Here is a 16,037-nt window from a genome sequence, read left to right as displayed (position 1 = left end):
CCCCGAAGGGATCATCACCATGACCTCCACTATTCTGATCGACGCCAGCTCGGCACCCACAACGGTTTCCGGCTCCGCGCGCCCGCGCGCGGCCGCTGCCCACGTCCCCGCGCAATCGTTCGGCGGCGTGTTCCGTAGCGAACGGATCAAGTTCACCTCGCTGCTGAGCACGCGCGTGACACTCCTCATCACTGTGCTGATGGGTCTCGGTGTCAGCACGCTTGTTGTACTCATGCAGGTCAACGGCCAGCTCATCGTGGGCGGGCCGGACGCTCTGTTCGGATCCGGCACCACCGCTCTGCAGAATTACCTGCTATTTGCCTCAACCCTGTCGGCCCCGTTCCTCGCGCTCGTGTTTGGTGTGCTGGGGGTATTCGCGATCTCGAATGAGTACTCGAGTGGCATGATCCTCTCGACGCTCACCGCGGTGCCGCGGCGCGGCCGAGTGTTCGGCGCGAAGGCGCTGCTGCTCGCGGTCGCCTCGGGCCTCACCGCCGCCGTGCTTGTGCTCGGGGGCCTGGGGATCGCGATGCTGGCCCTGCCCGAAGCTGCACGCGTGCTTTTCACGGTTCCCGTCGTGTCCGGGGTGCTCGGAACTATCGCGTACCTCGTGCTCATTTCCCTGTTTGCGTTTGGTGTCGCCGCGATCCTGCGCTCGACAGCGGGCGGCATCGCCGTGGTCGCCGGGATCACGTTTGTCTTGCAGATCGTGTTCCAGGTCATTTCGATGACCGGCTGGGAATGGGTCGGAGTTGCCGCCGCATACCTCCCGACTCCGCTCGGCGGCACCCTCTCTATGGGTCTCACCGACATGCCCGCGGATCCCGGCTACTGGACGGCGCTCCTCGCGATGGGGCTGTGGGCGGCTGTTGCCCTCATCCCTGCGGCGATCCTGTTCCAGCGCCGCGACGCGCGGTAACGGTTCCCGTCAACGCGGCGGGGCGGGGCGGCCAGTTCGGGTCGCCCCGCCCCGCCGCGTCTTGTGTGGTCACCGGAAAGTTCAGGTGAGAAGTTAGGGTGAGAACGTGATTACCGAAGCCGAGCTGCGCTTGCCGAGACCTCCCGGGGTCGTGCGGCGCGCGCTCGCAGCGCACCCGATCGTGGTCGACATCTTTATCGTTGTCTGGTTTGTGATCGGGAGCCTCTTCGGGGTGCTCCTGGACTTACTCGGGGCCGCAGACTGGGATGCGAGCGGTGCGCGCACCTGGTTTGGGATCCCACCCCACCTGGACTGGCCGCTGTGGCCGCTCACGGTCTTGCGGATGGCGATCGTGGGTACCGCCCTGTTCTTCCGGCGAAAGTACCCGCTTGCCGGCCTTATCGTGGTGGTCCTCGTGATGTTTGGCGAGCAGGGGATGCAAGGCCTTGCCAACGGGGTTGCGCTGCTCTTCTTGATTTACGCTGTGCCCGTCTATCGCAGTGTTCCCGCGGGCTGGCTGGGCTACGGGATCGCGTTGACGGGAAGCCTGCTGCAGTTCGGTCTTGACGTACGCCGGGCGGGGTCTCAAGCCGCCCAGGTCGGACCGGGCGGGGTGTTCATGGGTGAGGCGGACATTGTGCGCTCACCCACCGAGTTCATCGGCATCAGCATGCTGAGTGCCCTGTGGCTCCTGGCGATACTCCTGCTCGGGATTAACCTCGGCAATCGCCGGCGCTACATCGAGGCCGTTATTGACCGCGCGCATCAGCTCGCTCGCGAGCGGCATCAGCTCGCCCAGCTCGCCGTGGTGGAGGAACGCTCTCGGATCGCGCGCGAAATGCATGACATCGTGGCCCACTCAGTGTCGGTGATGATCGCACTGTCCGAGGGTGCCGCGCGAGCCGCGGCGACTGCCCCGGAGGCCGCAGTAGACGCGATGCAGCGGAGCGCCGAAACTGGTCGGACCGCTTTGGGGGAGATGCGACGACTCCTCGGGGCCCTACACTCGGAGAACGACGGTGCCGAGTTCGTGCCGCAGCCGGGAGTGGAAGACCTCCCGGAGCTTGTGCAGAGCTTCACGAACGCGGGGCTCCGGGTCAGCCTTGCAGTGACCGGCGATGCCACGGGTGACCGCGGCCAGGACCTCGCCGTGTACCGCGTGGTGCAGGAGGCCCTGACAAACGTGCTGCGCTACGCAGGAACGGGTGCGCGCGCCGAGGTGATCGTGCAACGCCACAGTGACCGCACAAGCGTCGAGGTGCGCGACTATGGCCGCGTTCCCGGCGCCCCGAGGCCTGTGACCGGCGTCGGATCGGGCCGCGGCCTCGCAGGACTCAGCGAGCGTGCGCGTGTGTTCGGCGGGCGAATCGAATCCGGCCCCGTTCCCGAGCACGCCGGTGGCGGCTGGCGCCTGTGGGCGAACCTCCCGGTGAGCGCCGCCGCTCGGACCCCGGCACTCGAACGATTTGACACGCCCGACGCTGAAGAAAGTGACGCCCATGCCTGACACCCCGATCCGAGTGATGTTCGTCGACGACCAAGAACTGATCCGCACGGGTTTCCGGTTGGTCCTCTTGGGCGAACCCGGCATTGAAGTTGTCGCGGAGGCGAACGACGGGGTCACTGCCCTCGCGCAGCTTGAACGCCTCGCCGGTGCCGAAACCGGATGCGACATCGTGCTTATGGACGTGCGAATGCCGGGAATGAACGGGATTGAGGCAACGCGCGCCGTCGTGGAGCGCTTTCCCGAGGTGCAAGTGCTGGTGCTCACGACCTTCGACCTCGATGAGTATGCGACGGGTGCCATCCAGGCCGGCGCAAGCGGGTTCTTGCTGAAGGATGCGCGCCCCACGGAGCTCGTCGACGCCATCCGTCGGGTCGTATCCGGTGACGCGGCGATGGCACCGAGCGTGACCAAGCGATTGATGGAGCAGCTCCGGGTCAGCGGCGGCGTGCCCGGCGCGCCGGCCGCGGCTCCCGTCGATGGCCCTCGCGCCGAGCTTGAGGTGCTCACTGAGCGGGAGCTCGACGTGCTCCGTCTCATCGCTGAGGGCAAGAATAACGGGGAGATCAGCGGGGAGCTTTTCCTGTCCGAATCCACCGTGAAGACCCACGTGGGTCGCGTACTCGCGAAACTCCAGCTGCGCGATCGCGTGCACGCCGTCATCTTCGCCAAACAGCACGGACTCTAAGCCGATACGGCTAGGCTAGAGATATGAGCAAGATCGCAGTCGTCCCGGGATCCTTTGATCCCGTCACCCTGGGGCACCTTGACGTGATTCGGCGCGCCGCGGGCGTGTTTGATGAGGTCCACGTACTGGTGGTGCATAACCCCGGAAAGAACGCGATGCTGCCCCTCAGTGAGCGCGTCGGGTTGATCCAGAAGTCCCTCGCAGAGGATCCGGAGGTGCCAGACAACATTCTGGTGGCGTCCTGGTCCGTGGGGCTTCTCGTCGATTACTGCACGGAGGTGGGGGCGTCTGTGCTGGTCAAGGGCATCCGTTCGCAGCTTGACGTGGCGTACGAGACGCCGATGGTGCTGATGAACCGCAGCCTCGCAAACGTCGAAACGGTGTTCATGCTGCCGGATCCGGCACACGCCCACGTTTCGAGCACGCTTGTGCGCCAGGTTGCCTCGCTCGGAGGCGACGTGAGTCCGTACGTGCCGCCGGCCGTTGCCCGGTTCTTGAACAAAGCTCGGCCCGCCTGATGTCGGGGGAGCACACCACCGCACGCGGTGGCAGCGTCTCGCGCGTGTTCGAGGAGAACATTCGGGACATTATGAACCGGCCGGGCGAGATGCGTGAGCGATCGCGCACAATTGTGCTGCCTGAGAAGTTCGGCGAGGCGCTGGCAGAGATCCCCGCGGGAGCCGAACTGGATATCGAGGTCCGGCTCGAGTCTGTGCACGAGGGGATTCTCGTGTCGGTTCAGGGTGACACGACCATGCACGCCGAGTGTGGGCGCTGCCTGAAAGATTTCACCACGCCGTTCCAAGTCGAATTCCAGGAGCTTTTCGCGTATACTCCTACGGAGGCCGACGAGTATGGGGTTCACGGTGATCACGTGGATCTTGAACCCCCGCTCCGAGACGCGGTAGTGCTTGCACTGCCGTTCCAGCCTGTGTGTCGCCCGGACTGCCCGGGACTCGATCCCGAGTCCGGTGAGCTGCGCGAGGCCGAGGCTGCAGCGGTGCCTGAAGTGGATCTCGATCCGCGGTGGGCGGCGCTGGCTGGCTTTGACACCACCAACGTTTCAACGGATTCCGATCCGGTTGAAGGAAAACCTGGCCTGGGGGACACCCCCGAGTCTGAAAGCAAGTAGGAAAGAGAACATCATGGCTGTTCCCAAGCGGAAGATGTCGCGCTCGAACACCCGTCACCGTCGTTCGGCGTGGAAGGCTGCGGTCCCTACGCTCGTCAAGACCGAAGAAAACGGTAAGACGGTGTACAGCCTGCCCCACCGCGCACGCGTGGTCGAGGACTCGCAGGGCACGCCCCTGTTCCTCGAGTACAAGGGCCGCAAGGTCGCAGACATCTAAGACTGCTCGCGTGAACGGGAACGAATCTTCGCTCCCGCACACCGACCGGGATCAGCCGTCGGGGTCGCCTCAGGGCGGCCACGACGGCTTTCTCGTTTCCCTCGGTGTTGCGGTTGAGCCAGAACTCGCGGCGCTCGCCCTGACGCACCGCTCATGGGCATACGAACATGGCGGTGCGGCACACAACGAACGGCTTGAATTTCTGGGGGACTCTATCCTCGGACAAGCGGTCACCGTGAAGCTGTACCGGGACTACCCGGAGCTGAGTGAGGGCGACCTCGCGAAGCGCCGCGCCGCGCTCGTATCGACGACGGCGCTTGCCGAGGTCGCGCGCGAGCTTGGTATCGGTGAGGTGTTGCGGCTCGGCAAAGGTGAGGAGCTGACCGGCGGGCGGGAGAAGGACTCACTTCTTGCGGACGCCGTTGAGGCGATCATCGGGGCCGTCTATCTGTCCTCGGGGCCAGCTGAGGCGGAGCGCTTTGTACTCAGCCTGGTCGACCGGTTACTTGTGGACCCCACTCGGCTTACGGACGAACTGGACCCCAAGACGACGCTGCAGCAGATGGCCGCGAAGCTGGGACTCCCGCACCCGCCCTACGAAACCGAGGGCAAGGGGCCGGATCACGACCGTCGCTACCTCGCACGCGTCTCGCTGGACGGGGTCACCGGGCGCGGCCAGGGCACAAGCAAGAAGTCTGCGGAATTGGCTGCGGCGCGAGCCGCGGTCGAGCGTATCCGGGCCCGCAAGCGCTAGCGTGCCTGAACTTCCCGAAGTCGAGGTTGTGCGTGCCGGGCTTGCCCCCGCCGTCACAGGTGCGCGGGTGATTGCCGCCGAGGTGCGCGATCCCCGTGCGCTGAAACGGCACCTCCCGCTCTCGGGCGACGACGGGCTCGGGGGTCACGGCGTGACAATGCCGGCTGCGGCGGCGGCCGAACGCGCCGCTGATTTCGAGCGGCGCGTCACCGGGCTCGTGCTCGGTGCGCCCGCGCGTCGCGGCAAGTTCATGTGGCTGCCGGTCGCGGGTGCGAGGACGGTGGCTACCCTCGACCCGGGAGCGAGTGCCGAGTGGGCACTACTCGCGCACCTCGGCATGAGCGGCCAGTTGCTCCTGCGCGATACCGCGGCTGAGGACGATCGGCACGTGCGGATCCGGCTCTGGATCGAACACCCCGCGCACGGGGAGCTCCGCGTTGACTTCGCCGACCAGCGCCTGTTCGGGTCGCTCGCGCTCGACCGCCTCGCCCCCACCACAGATGACGGCTCACTGCTCCCCATGCAGGCGGCGCGGATTGCGCGCGATCCGCTCGATCCCCGTTTTGATGACGCCGCGTTTGTGGCGGGGGTGCGCTCCCGCGCTTCGGGGATCAAGAAGCTGATCCTCGACCAGTCGCTCGTGAGTGGTGTGGGCAATATCTACGCGGACGAGGCGCTCTGGCGGGCGCGGCTCCATCCCGACACCGCGGGCAACGCGATCAGCGTGCGCAAGCTCAGCGAATTGCTCGGGGCGCTGCGTGACGTGTTCACGCAGGCGCTCGCCGAGGGCGGTACGAGTTTTGACGAGCAGTACGTCAATGTGAACGGGCAGGCTGGCTACTTCGCGCACTCGCTGAACGCGTACGGTCGTGGGGGAGAAGCGTGCAATCGCTGCGGCGACCCGATCAAGCGGGTGCCGTTTGGTGGGCGTTCGAGTCACTTCTGCGCGCGGTGTCAGCGGCGTCGGTGATCTCAGCCGGAGATCCGCTCGGGAACCAAGGCTCGTGCGCGACAACCGAATCCAGCAACACCTGTGCGCGGCGATGGTACCCAGCCGACCCGGGAGAGCCGTATCCGGGATAGCCGAAAAGGGGCGCCTTGCCCCTAAAATTGGCTCGTGACTTCACCGCCTACGGCCAGACCCGCACTGACTGACGCCCTCACCGAACGAGAGTTTCTCAGATGGTACTGGCTCAAGGCAGAGCTGGAAGTCTTCGCCAGAGGGCAAGGGATTCGGGCGACTGGGAACAAGGAGCTGCTGACCGAACGCATCGCGGCCGCACTCGCGGGGAGAAGCTTTCGCGAACCCGCCAAAGCGAGGCGAGCCGCTGGGAAACAGCTCACCGCCCCGATCACCTCTGCGACGATCATTCCGGCAGGTCAGCGCTCAAGCCAGGTCGTTCGCGCCTGGCTCAGCGAGCAACTTGGTGCGGACTTCCACTTTGACGCCGCGATGCGGGAGTTTTTTGCGCGCTCTGATGGTACTCAGACGATGCAGGATGCTCTCGAGTGCTTCGCTGCAACCCGAACGCGGCCGAGCACACCCATCGATGCTCAGTTTGAATACAACCGTTTCACTCGGGCATGGCACACTCGACATCCTGACAGTTCCCGTGAGGAGCTTTTCGTCGCATGGCGCGCGTATCGAAATACCCCGGTCGACGAGCGGAGCGGGCTCGAGGAAGGTAGCTGAACGCCCCCAGGGCCGGCCTCAGATGCGAAACGGACCGGGCAGTTTGCCTGAGCGTCGTTCGTATCGCACAGTCCAGATGTCGGCGTCTGCCACGCGGTACCCGATCGACGCGCGGGTCGGGTCTGCGCGGCCGGCGCGGAGCGCAGCCATCACGGCTTCCGCGCCAAGGTTCCCGTCCAGGACCTGCGCGAAGATATTGACGACGATCTTGCCGTCATCGCCGCGCTTGCCGCGGTCGTGCCCGTCGAGGTGGCCGAGGCCACGCTCGTCGAGCGTCGCTTCGATCCATTCGCTCGCGTGCGCGATGAGGGTGCGGTCGCGAGCGGCCGTTGCTGCGGGGAACTGCGCAACAACCCACTCATAGTGCCCGTCCTGAACCTCTTGGAACCCCTGGTCAAGGAAGGGGGCAGCCAGCTGAGAGAGCGGTGTGGTCGCGGGATCGAGGCCGGTCTCCCGCACGCGGCCGGCCCGGCCAAGCGTGCCCTCCCGGACCACCCACTCGCCGGTGGACTCGCTGGGCCAGATTTGCGCAAAGCGGCGGGGCGCATCAGCGGTGACGAGGTGCACGGTGTTCTCCATTCGGCGTGCGTATTGCACGGTGAACTGACGGCTCAATCGTACCCGGGGCGAAGCCCAAGAAGTGGGTCCGGTAGCCTACTGTGATGGAACGCAGTGTGGTCGGAGAACGTTCACCGCGGAGTCTTACGGTTCCGAACCACAATCCCTCGATCACCACTGTGCCCCGCGCCTTGGTGGCCGTGCTCCTCGGGGTGATCATCTGCGCCGCTTTCGTGACCTTCTGGGTGCGTGCCGGCGCGATCGTTGCGAGCGGGCCGGAGGGTGCAGGCCCCGGCGCCGAGCACCCCTTGCTGGGGGTCCCCGGTCTGGTGGGGCTGATCCTGGGGTGTGCCACCGGGGTCACTCTAATCACCCTGGGTCTCTGGCGGATCCTTCGAAAACTGTCGCGTAGAGGATCGGGGAACGCACCCCACGCGCACATTCCCGCTCTGCATCGTGCTCGGCCCGTGTTCGGATCGGCTGCAACACACCTGATGCTCGGGGTTGTGGGGGTCGGCCCAGGCTCCCTCGCGCGCCTGCTGGCGGCGATTCTCCCGTGGGTGCTGGTGACTGCCCTGACCTTGTCGACGGAGCCGCGCATCATGTTCGCCGCACCGTTCCTGGCGTTTCTGGGGGCGCTCCTCGGGCGTGCGCTCTACGCTGCGCGCCCCGGTGCCCGGTGGGCTCGCCCGCTGATCGTCGCCGGGATCCCGCTCCTCCTCGCGATCCCTCCGCTGCTCTCGTCGCTGCGTCCGGGGACATGGACGATCCCGCTCGCGTTTCTGGTGGGTGCCGAGATCGGCGCGCACATTGGAGAGCTCCGAGAGCGCTCGACCTCGCCCAGCGCCCGCGTGCTGGCGTGGGAGTATGCCGGCCTCACTGAGGCGGGGGTTCCCGGGGGATTCCGGTGGGACCCGCGCCCGCTCGTGCGGCGGCCGAGCCGAGGCGAGCAACGCAGCCTCGTCCGCGCTCACCCGGAGCTGCATCGCACAGAAGAGGTGGTTCGGGTCCGGACGATCAGTGCCGTCGCGGCGGTGTTCCCCATCGGGGTCATCGCAATGGGCTACGGGATGGTGCAGCAAGCGCTCAGCGGTGAGGCAGACACACCCAGGCAGCTCTTGGGGATGTCGGCGGTGCTCTCCCTCATGCTCCTGGGTGGCGGCGTGCTGTTGTGGTGGTCGAACCGGGCACGAGCCCGGTTGACTGGGGTGGGCGAACACCTGGTGTTCGCCGAGTTCGCGCGTCAGAACGATCTCGTGTACGCGCCGAAGCCGCGATTGAGCGCTGACGGAACGGAGCTGTTGACACTGACAATGCGCGCGGTCGATTCGGCGACCGAGCTGACGATCGCCAATCGTGAAGCGCAGGGGTCGAGCGCGCTGAGTTCTAGCCGTACCCAGTTCGGTGGGGTGTGCGAGCTCACGGTCAGCACCCCGCTGCCGCATATTCTTCTGCGGTCGAATGCTCCGATGCTGCCGGCGCTCTCCGCCTACACGGCACCGGACCGCAGCCAACGGCTGGAGCTCGAGGGTGACTTCGATCGCTATTTCCGGATGTACGTACCGAAAGGGTATGAGCGGGATGCGCTGTACCTCTTCACTCCCGACGTGATGGCGTGGCTCGTCGATGACGTGCAGGGGTACGACGTCGAGCTGCGGGATCGGCAGCTCACTCTCCGCTCGCGTCGGGACATGGTGACCCGCGATCCGGCCGACTGGGCGCAGCTGGCGCACGCGCTGGATACCGTCGGCCAACGAATCGCGCAGTGGGAACGATGGCGAGACGCGCGTTTCGTCGCTGGGGGCAGCGGCTCGCGCCTGGCGTACCCGGAACGCGGTGTCGCTCCCGGCGGCCAGCGCCTGCGCCTCGGCATCGGCGCGGGCACGGTGTTCGCGGTACTCTTCGGGGCGTGCTATCTCACGCTGACGCTGATCGCCCAGCAGCTCTAGCCGCCAAGCGCGCGTGACGGGTTTGTGCCCAAGACCCTCATATGATCTAGCTACGCTGATTCCGCGGGGGCATGTTGCCGGCCTTCGGCAGCGACCTCGCTGGTGTCGGGACGTGGGGTGCCTGTATGCGCTTATGAGATGCTTCGAGGGGGCCTGAGTCGATGACACCACCGACCATGGCTTTCGGTTCAGAAGATTCTGGGTATGTGCGTCTTTCTCGGACTCGCCGGCGAACGAGTTGAGTGCGCGCACTAGAGCGCGCCTCGGAGTTCGTGGCGCTCTACACAAGCGGGCATAACGCACTTGTCTCTGTATCGCTATGCGATACAACCGCGTATGATTGTCAGCTTTCGTCATAAGGGGCTCGAGGCGCTCTATAGGAGTGGTTCACGGAATGGAGTGCAGAGTGATCACGTTCCAAAGCTCACGCGCATTCTCTCCTTGCTTGACGTCGCTCAGCACGCGCGAGACCTCGATAGGTCAGGATTTCGCTTGCATGAGTTGAAAGGCGAGCTGGCTGACCAATGGTCTGTTCGTGTGGGCGGAAACTGGCGAGTCACGTTTAGATTCGTTGAGCAAGACGTTGAACTTGTCGACTATCGCGATTGCCACTGAAAGGGGAGCGATGATGATGCAGAATCCGGTACATCCTGGTGCAATTCTTCGGGAAGACGTGATCGCTGAGCTCGGGTTGACCGTGAATGAGACCGCTGCACGGCTGGGTATTTCGCGCGTCGCGCTCAGTCGTGTGCTGCATGAGCATGCTCGCCTGTCTTCCAACCTGGCGGTCCGCCTTGAGGCCGCCGGCGTCGGCACCGCTCGGGCGTGGCTCGCAATGCAGGCGGCGGCGTACGACCTGGGCGCTGAACGAGCGGCTGGTACGCCTTGCGTGCGCCGTCTGGATGTGGCTTAGTCCTTCGTTATAGCCCTCGGAGATCCCCCCGTCGAGTTCCCTGCAGCCTGGAAGCGCGACACAAGGAACCGTCCGAGAATCGCATCCCCATCGTGCGCCAGCCCCAGGGGTGCTCGAGGGAGCGGAACGGCGGTGCCTAGAATTGACGCATGTACTTCATCGTCGTGAAATTCAAGACCAAAGCGGAATACACCGAGCAGTTCATGGATCTTGTGGGACCATTCACTTCGAGCACGCGCCAGGAGCCGGGCAACCTGTGGTTCGACTGGTCACGCAGCGTGGACGACCCCAGCGAGTTTGTGCTCGTTGAGGCGTTCCTTGACGACGAAGCCGCTGGCGCTCACGTGAATAGCGATCACTTCACGGCCGGGCTCGAATCGATGCGTCCTGCCCTTGTGGCTACACCGAAGATCGTTTCCCGCAAGGTCGACGGCGACTCGTGGGGCGAGATGGGTGAATTGACGATCGACTAGTGCAACATTGCTCAGCGGTTGCGGGTTTTCCTGCGGCGGCACCTGGGCGTCCCCAAGCAGGGGCCAAGAGCGAAAGTGTGGAACCGATGCACGCAGACGAATTGCAGCGGCGGGCCGCTGACCGCACCGAGGAGCTTCCGGGCTCGGAGCTGACCCACCCGTTTGGTGAAGCCTGGGATGTGTGGAAGGTGCAGGGCAAAGTCTTCATGCTGCAGTCCGAAGTTGCCGGAGAACCGATCGTCACGCTGAAGTCTGCGCCCGCAGACAGCCAGGTGCTTCGAGACGCTCACGACGACATCACGCCGGGCTATCACATGAATAAACGGCACTGGATCACGCTGCGACCGGGCGGGAGCCTTGATGCGCAGATGGTTGAGGATCTTGTCACGGAGTCCTATCTGCTCGTCGTCGAGCAGCTTCCCCAGCGGCTACGCCCGGTGAACCCGGACACCTTTGGGCAACCCGTCTGACTTCACTGAGTGGCGACGCCGTAGCGTGGTCGGGCGACGAGCGAGCGTATTCGATCTGCTTGGAGACACTGAGTGTCCGCTTTTCACGGACGTACAACCGATTTGTCCCACCAATGTCAGTGGCTGCACCTACGGTAGGAGAAACGACCGGAATCGGGAGCTGTGCGAGGAACCACTCAGCGCGTGCGTCCTGTTTCATTCGACCGTATTCAGCAATGGAGGTCCGAGATGGCGGATTCGACGCAGGTCTCGCTGTTCGACGTGGACGACACCTCTCGGCCGCTCGCTGACAGGCTGCGCCCGCGCACACTTGCTGAGGTTGTCGGGCAAGACCACCTGTTGGGTGCCGAGGCCCCGCTGGGCCGGATGCTCGCGCAGGGCAAGCTCGTTTCGACGATTCTGTGGGGGCCACCCGGCTGCGGCAAAACCACGATCGCAAGGCTGCTCGCCGAAGCCACTGGCCTTGAGTTTGAGCCGCTTTCCGCGACGTTCTCTGGCGTCGCCGATCTGAGAAAGATCTTCGCCGCCGCCGGGAAACGGCGGGAGATCGGGCAGGGGACGCTCCTGTTTGTCGACGAGATCCACCGTTTCAACCGAGCACAGCAGGACAGCTTCCTGCCCTACGTGGAGGACGGGACGATCGTGTTGGTTGGCGCAACCACGGAGAATCCGAGTTTTGAGCTCAACGGTGCCCTGCTCTCCCGCTGCCAGGTGCTTGTACTAAAGCGGCTCGATGAAGCGGCGCAGCGGATCGTCATCTCGCGGGCAGAACAGCTCGCGGGCCGCGAGCTGCCACTTGAGAAGGCCGCTGTTGGATCTCTGGTGGCGCTCGCAGACGGTGATGGCAGGTACCTGCTGAATCTCGTGGAACAGCTGCTCACCCTTCCGAACGACACTGCACCGCTGGATACCGTCGGTCTTGCTGAGACCGTCCAGAAGCGCGCGCCGCTGTACGACAAGACTCAGGAATCGCACTACAACCTCATCTCCGCCCTCCACAAAGCAATGCGTGGATCCGATGCTGACGCTTCGCTCTACTGGCTCGCGCGAATGCTCGCGGGGGGTGAGGACCCGCTGTTTATCGCCCGGAGACTCGTGCGGTTTGCGAATGAGGACATCGGAATGGCCGACCCACAAGCGATCCAGCAAGCCCTCGCCGCTTGGGACGTTTACGAAAGGCTGGGGTCCCCGGAGGGCGAGCTCGCAGTGGCCCAAGCCGTTGTATACCTCGCCACCGCACCCAAATCGATCGCCGTCTATCGCGGGTTAAACCGTGCAATGCGTGCCGCGAAAGAAACCGGCTCGTTGATGCCGCCGGCGCATATTCTGAACGCTCCAACGAAGCTGATGAAGCAGCTCGGGTACGGCGAAGGATACGCGTACGACCCCGATCAGCCCGAGGGATTCTCCGGCCAAAACTACTTTCCCGATAGCCTCGAACGAAGCCAATACTACGAACCGACGCGCAACGGGTATGAGCGAGCAATATCCGAGCGCCTTGCTCACTGGCAGCAGCTGCGGGACAACGCCCTATAGCTCGAAGGATCGTGCATCTCGTGTGGCAGCGAGAACCGTGGATGCCCCTGCTGGCGCGGAGATGTTGGCACGGAGATGCTGGCACGGAAACGCTGGCACGGTTTCCGCGGGGCGCTTTGGGGCGTGCGACCGAACACTGACGCTGCGCGCGCGGCGCGACGGTGCTGAGATCGGAGATGGCCTGGTGTTCGCCGACGACGGTGCTGGGAACACGATTTGGATTGCCGGATCGGGGCGCGTGCTCACGATTGACCACAATTCCAATGGTCAGGTGCGTGAGCTTGCACCGAGTTTCCGGGCGTTGCTCGAGGAGTCCGTGCAGGAGGCCTGAATGCCGGGGCTCACTGCCGGCCGGCCTCAATCTCGCGCAGGTGCACGCGAACCAGGGCCTCGATCAGCTCGCTCGGCAACGGAGTGTCCAGCGTGAACTTGATGGCGTGCGCTGTCGTGGCGTAGCCGGTGAGCTGATCGCGCAGCTCGTCGATCGCCCAGGAAGACGGATAGAAGCTCAGGTGCGACTTCGACGCGGTGAAATAGACAAGCGCGCGGTCCCGGACCTTCAGGGTGGGCATACCGTAGCTCATGGTCTCGGTGACCTCGGGCACGAGCGCGGTCACAAGCTGTCGGATCCGCTCGAGTTCCGCTCGGGGTGCGGGGTCGAGGCGCGACAGATGCTCGTCGATTGACTGCGGCTTCTCGGTCATGCCCCGAGCCTAATGCTGGAACGCGTCCGCGATGCGCTGCGCCGTGTCCCGGTCGCGGGCCACGAACTGGACGCCGGATCCGGTGGACGTCGAGACTGTCACGACGGCGGTGCCGCCCATACTGAAGCGGAGCATGCGGTCCCCAGCGACGGTGACGGGTGCCGCTGGCCAGTTGATGGCGCTCGGGTTCATGCCGTCGTCCGAAGTGACGATGACCGCAGTGACGTCGGAGCGGGACAGGGTGCGAGACACGAGCGGGGCGCGGAATCGGGCGTGGTCCGCGCCCACCGTGACCGAGATTTTGGCACCCCAAGCCAACCAGGCTCCGAACGCGAGCAGCGCAAGCGGGAGGAGCCACGTCGCCGCGACCCCGGTGGCGAACGCGATGACCCCTGCAAACGCCGCCGCAATGCCCAGTGCCACGAGCGGGCCCACGCGGGCGATACCGTGTGCGCGCTCGGTTGTTGAGAACGTGCCGGGCGAGCCTGCTGTGGCGGAGCTCGCCGCCCGGGCTGGGTGCGGGTTCGGAACGGGGGGAGTCATCTCGCTCCTCTCGTGAGCCTGGAACTCCAGCCTACGGAGCATCGAGGCGAACGGCGAGCAGCACAGAAACCCTCCTCAGTGACGGAGATTTTTCGACGAGCAGAAATACGCATGTTTTTCCCCTTCGAATTGGCGGGTGTGGCGGTTGCAGAGGGTGCAGAGTGAGAAGTAGCCCGAAACGATCACCGCGAAGTGATCAGGCCATCACCACAAAGGAGTCACCATGACCGCATTCCAGAACGACATCGAAGCCGTAGAGGCGCTGAAGGCAGCGAACGGTTCCTCCTGGGATCAGGTCAATCCTGAGTACGTCGCTCGAATGCGTGCCCAGAACCGGTTCAAGACCGGCCTCGAGATTGCGCAGTACACCGCCGACATCATGCGCCGCGACATGGCTGAGTACGATGCTGATTCCTCGGTCTACACGCAGTCGCTCGGCGTCTGGCACGGCTTCATCGGCCAGCAGAAGCTGATCTCGATCAAGAAGCACCTGAAGACCACAAACAAGCGCTACCTGTACCTCTCGGGCTGGATGGTCGCCGCTCTCCGCTCCGAGTTCGGCCCGCTGCCGGATCAGTCGATGCACGAGAAGACTTCGGTGCCGGCCTTGATCGAGGAGCTCTACACCTTCCTCCGTCAGGCTGACGCTCGCGAGCTCGACCTGCTCTTCTCGCAGCTCGACGACGCCCGGGTCGCTGGAGACGAGACCGCTGTGGAGTTCCTGCAGTCGCAGATCGACAACTACGAGACGCACGTTGTGCCGATCATCGCCGACATCGACGCAGGCTTCGGCAACCCCGAGGCAACGTACCTGCTCGCAAAGAAGATGATCGAGGCCGGCGCGTGCGCCATTCAGATCGAGAACCAGGTTTCTGACGAGAAGCAGTGCGGCCATCAGGACGGCAAGGTGACGGTCCCGCACGAGGACTTCACCGCGAAGATCAACGCGGTGCGCTACGCGTTCCTCGAGATGGGGATCGACAACGGCGTGATCGTGGCGCGCACCGACTCACTCGGTGCCGGCCTCACGCAGAAGCTCGCCGTCACGAACGCCCCCGGCGACCTCGGCGACCAGTACAACTCGTTCCTCGACGTGGAAGAGATCTCCGAGGCTGATCTCGGGAACGGCGACGTTGTCATCAAGCGCGATGGCAAGCTTCTCCGTCCCAAGCGTCTCGCATCGAACCTGTTCCAGTTCCGCAAGGGCACGGGCGAGGACCGCTGCGTGCTCGACTGCATCACCTCGCTGCAGAGCGGTGCTGACCTGCTCTGGATCGAAACCGAGAAGCCGCACGTGGAGCAGATCGCCGGCATGGTGGATCGCATCCGCGAGGTCATCCCGAACGCGAAGCTCGTCTACAACAACAGCCCCTCGTTCAACTGGACCCTCAACTTCCGCCAGCAGGCCTTCGACCAGCTGGCCGAAGAGGGCAAGGACGTGTCCGCGTACGACCGCGACAAGCTGATGAGTGTCGAGTACGACACCACCGAACTCGCCGAGCTCGCCGACGAGAAGATCCGCACCTTCCAGAAGGACGGCGCAGCTCGCGCCGGCATCTTCCACCACCTCATCACCCTGCCGACCTACCACACGGCCGCACTGTCCACGGACAACCTGGCCAAGGGCTACTTCGGCGACGAAGGCATGCTGACCTACGTCCGCGACGTACAGCGTGAGGAGATCCGCCAGGGAATTGCGACGGTCAAGCACCAGAACATGGCGGGCAGTGACATCGGTGACAACCACAAGGAGTACTTCGCCGGTGACGCAGCCCTCAAGGCTGGCGGCAAGGACAACACGATGAACCAGTTCTAAGGTTCACGAACTGGGGCGGGGTCCGGCGAGAGCCGGGCCCCGCCTCGTTGTTCCCGGGGCGTGCCGCAGCGCCGAAAGTTGACCCTGCGCCTGAGCTCACGCCATCATGGCTGTTTGGGGCGCCATCGCGTTCAGATCGGACCGGTGCCGTGTTGCATCGGGGAGAAA

20 protein-coding genes are annotated in these 16,037 nt (G+C 64.8%); 17 read left to right on the top strand and 3 right to left on the bottom strand.

Annotation, left to right across the window (positions count from 1 at the left end):
* The first annotated feature begins 19 nt into the window (after positions 1 to 19).
* The 9 genes from FM113_RS16975 (at position 20) to FM113_RS16935 (ending at position 6,907) form a co-directional block, all read left to right on the top strand.
* On the top strand, positions 20 to 919 hold the full coding sequence (locus tag FM113_RS16975; protein ID WP_087016023.1) for an ABC transporter permease: 900 nt from the start codon (positions 20 to 22) through the stop codon (positions 917 to 919).
* Positions 920 to 1,025: 106 nt separating this feature from the next.
* Positions 1,026 to 2,426 (top strand): sensor histidine kinase, encoded by a 1,401-nt coding sequence (locus FM113_RS16970; RefSeq protein WP_087016021.1) that lies wholly within the window; start codon positions 1,026 to 1,028, stop codon positions 2,424 to 2,426.
* Positions 2,419 to 3,111: a response regulator transcription factor gene (locus tag FM113_RS16965; protein ID WP_087016019.1), complete on the top strand. Its 693-nt coding sequence runs from the start codon at positions 2,419 to 2,421 to the stop codon at positions 3,109 to 3,111. Before FM113_RS16970 ends, FM113_RS16965 begins: the two co-directional genes overlap by 8 nt.
* Before the next feature lie 23 nt (positions 3,112 to 3,134).
* On the top strand, positions 3,135 to 3,629 hold the full coding sequence (coaD, locus tag FM113_RS16960) for a pantetheine-phosphate adenylyltransferase (RefSeq protein WP_087016017.1): 495 nt from the start codon (positions 3,135 to 3,137) through the stop codon (positions 3,627 to 3,629).
* A complete protein-coding gene (locus FM113_RS16955) occupies positions 3,629 to 4,243 on the top strand; it encodes a DUF177 domain-containing protein (protein WP_087016015.1) in 615 nt (204 codons plus the stop codon). Before coaD ends, FM113_RS16955 begins: the two co-directional genes overlap by 1 nt.
* 13 nt (positions 4,244 to 4,256) lie before the next feature.
* Positions 4,257 to 4,460: a 50S ribosomal protein L32 gene (gene rpmF, locus FM113_RS16950; RefSeq protein WP_087016013.1), complete on the top strand. Its 204-nt coding sequence runs from the start codon at positions 4,257 to 4,259 to the stop codon at positions 4,458 to 4,460.
* A gap of 10 nt (positions 4,461 to 4,470) precedes the next feature.
* Positions 4,471 to 5,214: a ribonuclease III gene (rnc, locus tag FM113_RS16945; protein WP_087016011.1), complete on the top strand. Its 744-nt coding sequence runs from the start codon at positions 4,471 to 4,473 to the stop codon at positions 5,212 to 5,214.
* Position 5,215: 1 nt separating this feature from the next.
* Positions 5,216 to 6,184, top strand: coding sequence for a bifunctional DNA-formamidopyrimidine glycosylase/DNA-(apurinic or apyrimidinic site) lyase (mutM, locus tag FM113_RS16940; RefSeq protein WP_087016009.1), 969 nt, complete (start codon positions 5,216 to 5,218; stop codon positions 6,182 to 6,184).
* A gap of 147 nt (positions 6,185 to 6,331) precedes the next feature.
* On the top strand, positions 6,332 to 6,907 hold the full coding sequence (locus FM113_RS16935; protein ID WP_087016007.1) for a DUF6434 domain-containing protein: 576 nt from the start codon (positions 6,332 to 6,334) through the stop codon (positions 6,905 to 6,907).
* 18 nt (positions 6,908 to 6,925) lie between these two features.
* Here FM113_RS16935 and FM113_RS16930 read toward each other — a convergent pair whose 3' ends face one another.
* Positions 6,926 to 7,486 (bottom strand): hypothetical protein, encoded by a 561-nt coding sequence (locus tag FM113_RS16930; protein ID WP_087016005.1) that lies wholly within the window; start codon positions 7,484 to 7,486, stop codon positions 6,926 to 6,928.
* Between the two features lie 83 nt (positions 7,487 to 7,569).
* Here FM113_RS16930 and FM113_RS16925 point away from each other — a divergent pair, with 83 nt between their 5' ends.
* The 7 genes from FM113_RS16925 to FM113_RS16895 all read left to right on the top strand — a co-directional run bounded on the left by FM113_RS16925 (position 7,570) and on the right by FM113_RS16895 (position 13,137).
* Positions 7,570 to 9,414: a hypothetical protein gene (locus FM113_RS16925; protein ID WP_140393406.1), complete on the top strand. Its 1,845-nt coding sequence runs from the start codon at positions 7,570 to 7,572 to the stop codon at positions 9,412 to 9,414.
* A 336-nt stretch (positions 9,415 to 9,750) separates the two neighbouring features.
* Positions 9,751 to 10,029 (top strand): type II toxin-antitoxin system RelE/ParE family toxin, encoded by a 279-nt coding sequence (locus FM113_RS16920; RefSeq protein ID WP_087016002.1) that lies wholly within the window; start codon positions 9,751 to 9,753, stop codon positions 10,027 to 10,029.
* A gap of 10 nt (positions 10,030 to 10,039) precedes the next feature.
* Positions 10,040 to 10,327, top strand: a complete 288-nt coding sequence (locus FM113_RS16915; protein WP_254909069.1) for a HigA family addiction module antitoxin — start codon at positions 10,040 to 10,042, stop codon at positions 10,325 to 10,327.
* 149 nt (positions 10,328 to 10,476) lie between these two features.
* The gene (locus FM113_RS16910; RefSeq protein ID WP_087016001.1) at positions 10,477 to 10,800 is read left to right on the top strand and encodes a putative quinol monooxygenase; all 324 of its coding nucleotides are present in this window, start codon (positions 10,477 to 10,479) and stop codon (positions 10,798 to 10,800) included.
* Between the two features lie 86 nt (positions 10,801 to 10,886).
* Complete coding sequence (locus tag FM113_RS16905; protein ID WP_087016060.1) at positions 10,887 to 11,270, top strand: MmcQ/YjbR family DNA-binding protein; 384 nt, start codon at positions 10,887 to 10,889, stop codon at positions 11,268 to 11,270.
* A gap of 228 nt (positions 11,271 to 11,498) precedes the next feature.
* Positions 11,499 to 12,806 (top strand): replication-associated recombination protein A, encoded by a 1,308-nt coding sequence (locus FM113_RS16900; protein WP_087016000.1) that lies wholly within the window; start codon positions 11,499 to 11,501, stop codon positions 12,804 to 12,806.
* A 22-nt stretch (positions 12,807 to 12,828) separates the two neighbouring features.
* Positions 12,829 to 13,137 (top strand): SMI1/KNR4 family protein, encoded by a 309-nt coding sequence (locus tag FM113_RS16895; RefSeq protein ID WP_140393405.1) that lies wholly within the window; start codon positions 12,829 to 12,831, stop codon positions 13,135 to 13,137.
* Positions 13,138 to 13,147: 10 nt separating this feature from the next.
* Here FM113_RS16895 and FM113_RS16890 read toward each other — a convergent pair whose 3' ends face one another.
* Both FM113_RS16890 and FM113_RS16885 read right to left on the bottom strand, forming a co-directional pair.
* A complete protein-coding gene (locus tag FM113_RS16890; RefSeq protein WP_087015998.1) occupies positions 13,148 to 13,510 on the bottom strand; it encodes an iron chaperone in 363 nt (120 codons plus the stop codon).
* 9 nt (positions 13,511 to 13,519) lie between these two features.
* Positions 13,520 to 14,053 (bottom strand): hypothetical protein, encoded by a 534-nt coding sequence (locus FM113_RS16885; protein WP_087015997.1) that lies wholly within the window; start codon positions 14,051 to 14,053, stop codon positions 13,520 to 13,522.
* A 223-nt stretch (positions 14,054 to 14,276) separates the two neighbouring features.
* On the opposite strand from FM113_RS16885, the gene FM113_RS16880 reads away from it, so the two are divergent.
* Positions 14,277 to 15,869 (top strand): isocitrate lyase, encoded by a 1,593-nt coding sequence (locus FM113_RS16880; protein WP_087015996.1) that lies wholly within the window; start codon positions 14,277 to 14,279, stop codon positions 15,867 to 15,869.
* The last annotated feature ends 168 nt before the right edge of the window (positions 15,870 to 16,037 follow it).

This window comes from Leucobacter sp. 7(1) (assembly GCF_900163635.1).
Classification (GTDB): domain Bacteria; phylum Actinomycetota; class Actinomycetes; order Actinomycetales; family Microbacteriaceae; genus Leucobacter.
This window is presented reverse-complemented; position numbering and strand designations above follow the sequence as displayed.

Coding starts and splice junctions, on each gene's coding strand:
- FM113_RS16955 (WP_087016015.1), top strand. CDS start 3,629: ATGTCGGGGGAGCACACCACCGCACGCGGTGGCAGCGTCTCGCGCGTG.
- FM113_RS16930 (WP_087016005.1), bottom strand. CDS start 7,486: ATGGAGAACACCGTGCACCTCGTCACCGCTGATGCGCCCCGCCGCTTT.
- FM113_RS16925 (WP_140393406.1), top strand. CDS start 7,570: ATGGAACGCAGTGTGGTCGGAGAACGTTCACCGCGGAGTCTTACGGTT.
- FM113_RS16915 (WP_254909069.1), top strand. CDS start 10,040: ATGATGATGCAGAATCCGGTACATCCTGGTGCAATTCTTCGGGAAGAC.
- FM113_RS16900 (WP_087016000.1), top strand. CDS start 11,499: ATGGCGGATTCGACGCAGGTCTCGCTGTTCGACGTGGACGACACCTCT.
- FM113_RS16975 (WP_087016023.1), top strand. CDS start 20: ATGACCTCCACTATTCTGATCGACGCCAGCTCGGCACCCACAACGGTT.
- rpmF (WP_087016013.1), top strand. CDS start 4,257: ATGGCTGTTCCCAAGCGGAAGATGTCGCGCTCGAACACCCGTCACCGT.
- FM113_RS16890 (WP_087015998.1), bottom strand. CDS start 13,510: ATGACCGAGAAGCCGCAGTCAATCGACGAGCATCTGTCGCGCCTCGAC.
- FM113_RS16910 (WP_087016001.1), top strand. CDS start 10,477: ATGTACTTCATCGTCGTGAAATTCAAGACCAAAGCGGAATACACCGAG.
- coaD (WP_087016017.1), top strand. CDS start 3,135: ATGAGCAAGATCGCAGTCGTCCCGGGATCCTTTGATCCCGTCACCCTG.
- FM113_RS16905 (WP_087016060.1), top strand. CDS start 10,887: ATGCACGCAGACGAATTGCAGCGGCGGGCCGCTGACCGCACCGAGGAG.
- FM113_RS16920 (WP_087016002.1), top strand. CDS start 9,751: ATGATTGTCAGCTTTCGTCATAAGGGGCTCGAGGCGCTCTATAGGAGT.
- FM113_RS16885 (WP_087015997.1), bottom strand. CDS start 14,053: ATGACTCCCCCCGTTCCGAACCCGCACCCAGCCCGGGCGGCGAGCTCC.
- FM113_RS16965 (WP_087016019.1), top strand. CDS start 2,419: ATGCCTGACACCCCGATCCGAGTGATGTTCGTCGACGACCAAGAACTG.
- FM113_RS16880 (WP_087015996.1), top strand. CDS start 14,277: ATGACCGCATTCCAGAACGACATCGAAGCCGTAGAGGCGCTGAAGGCA.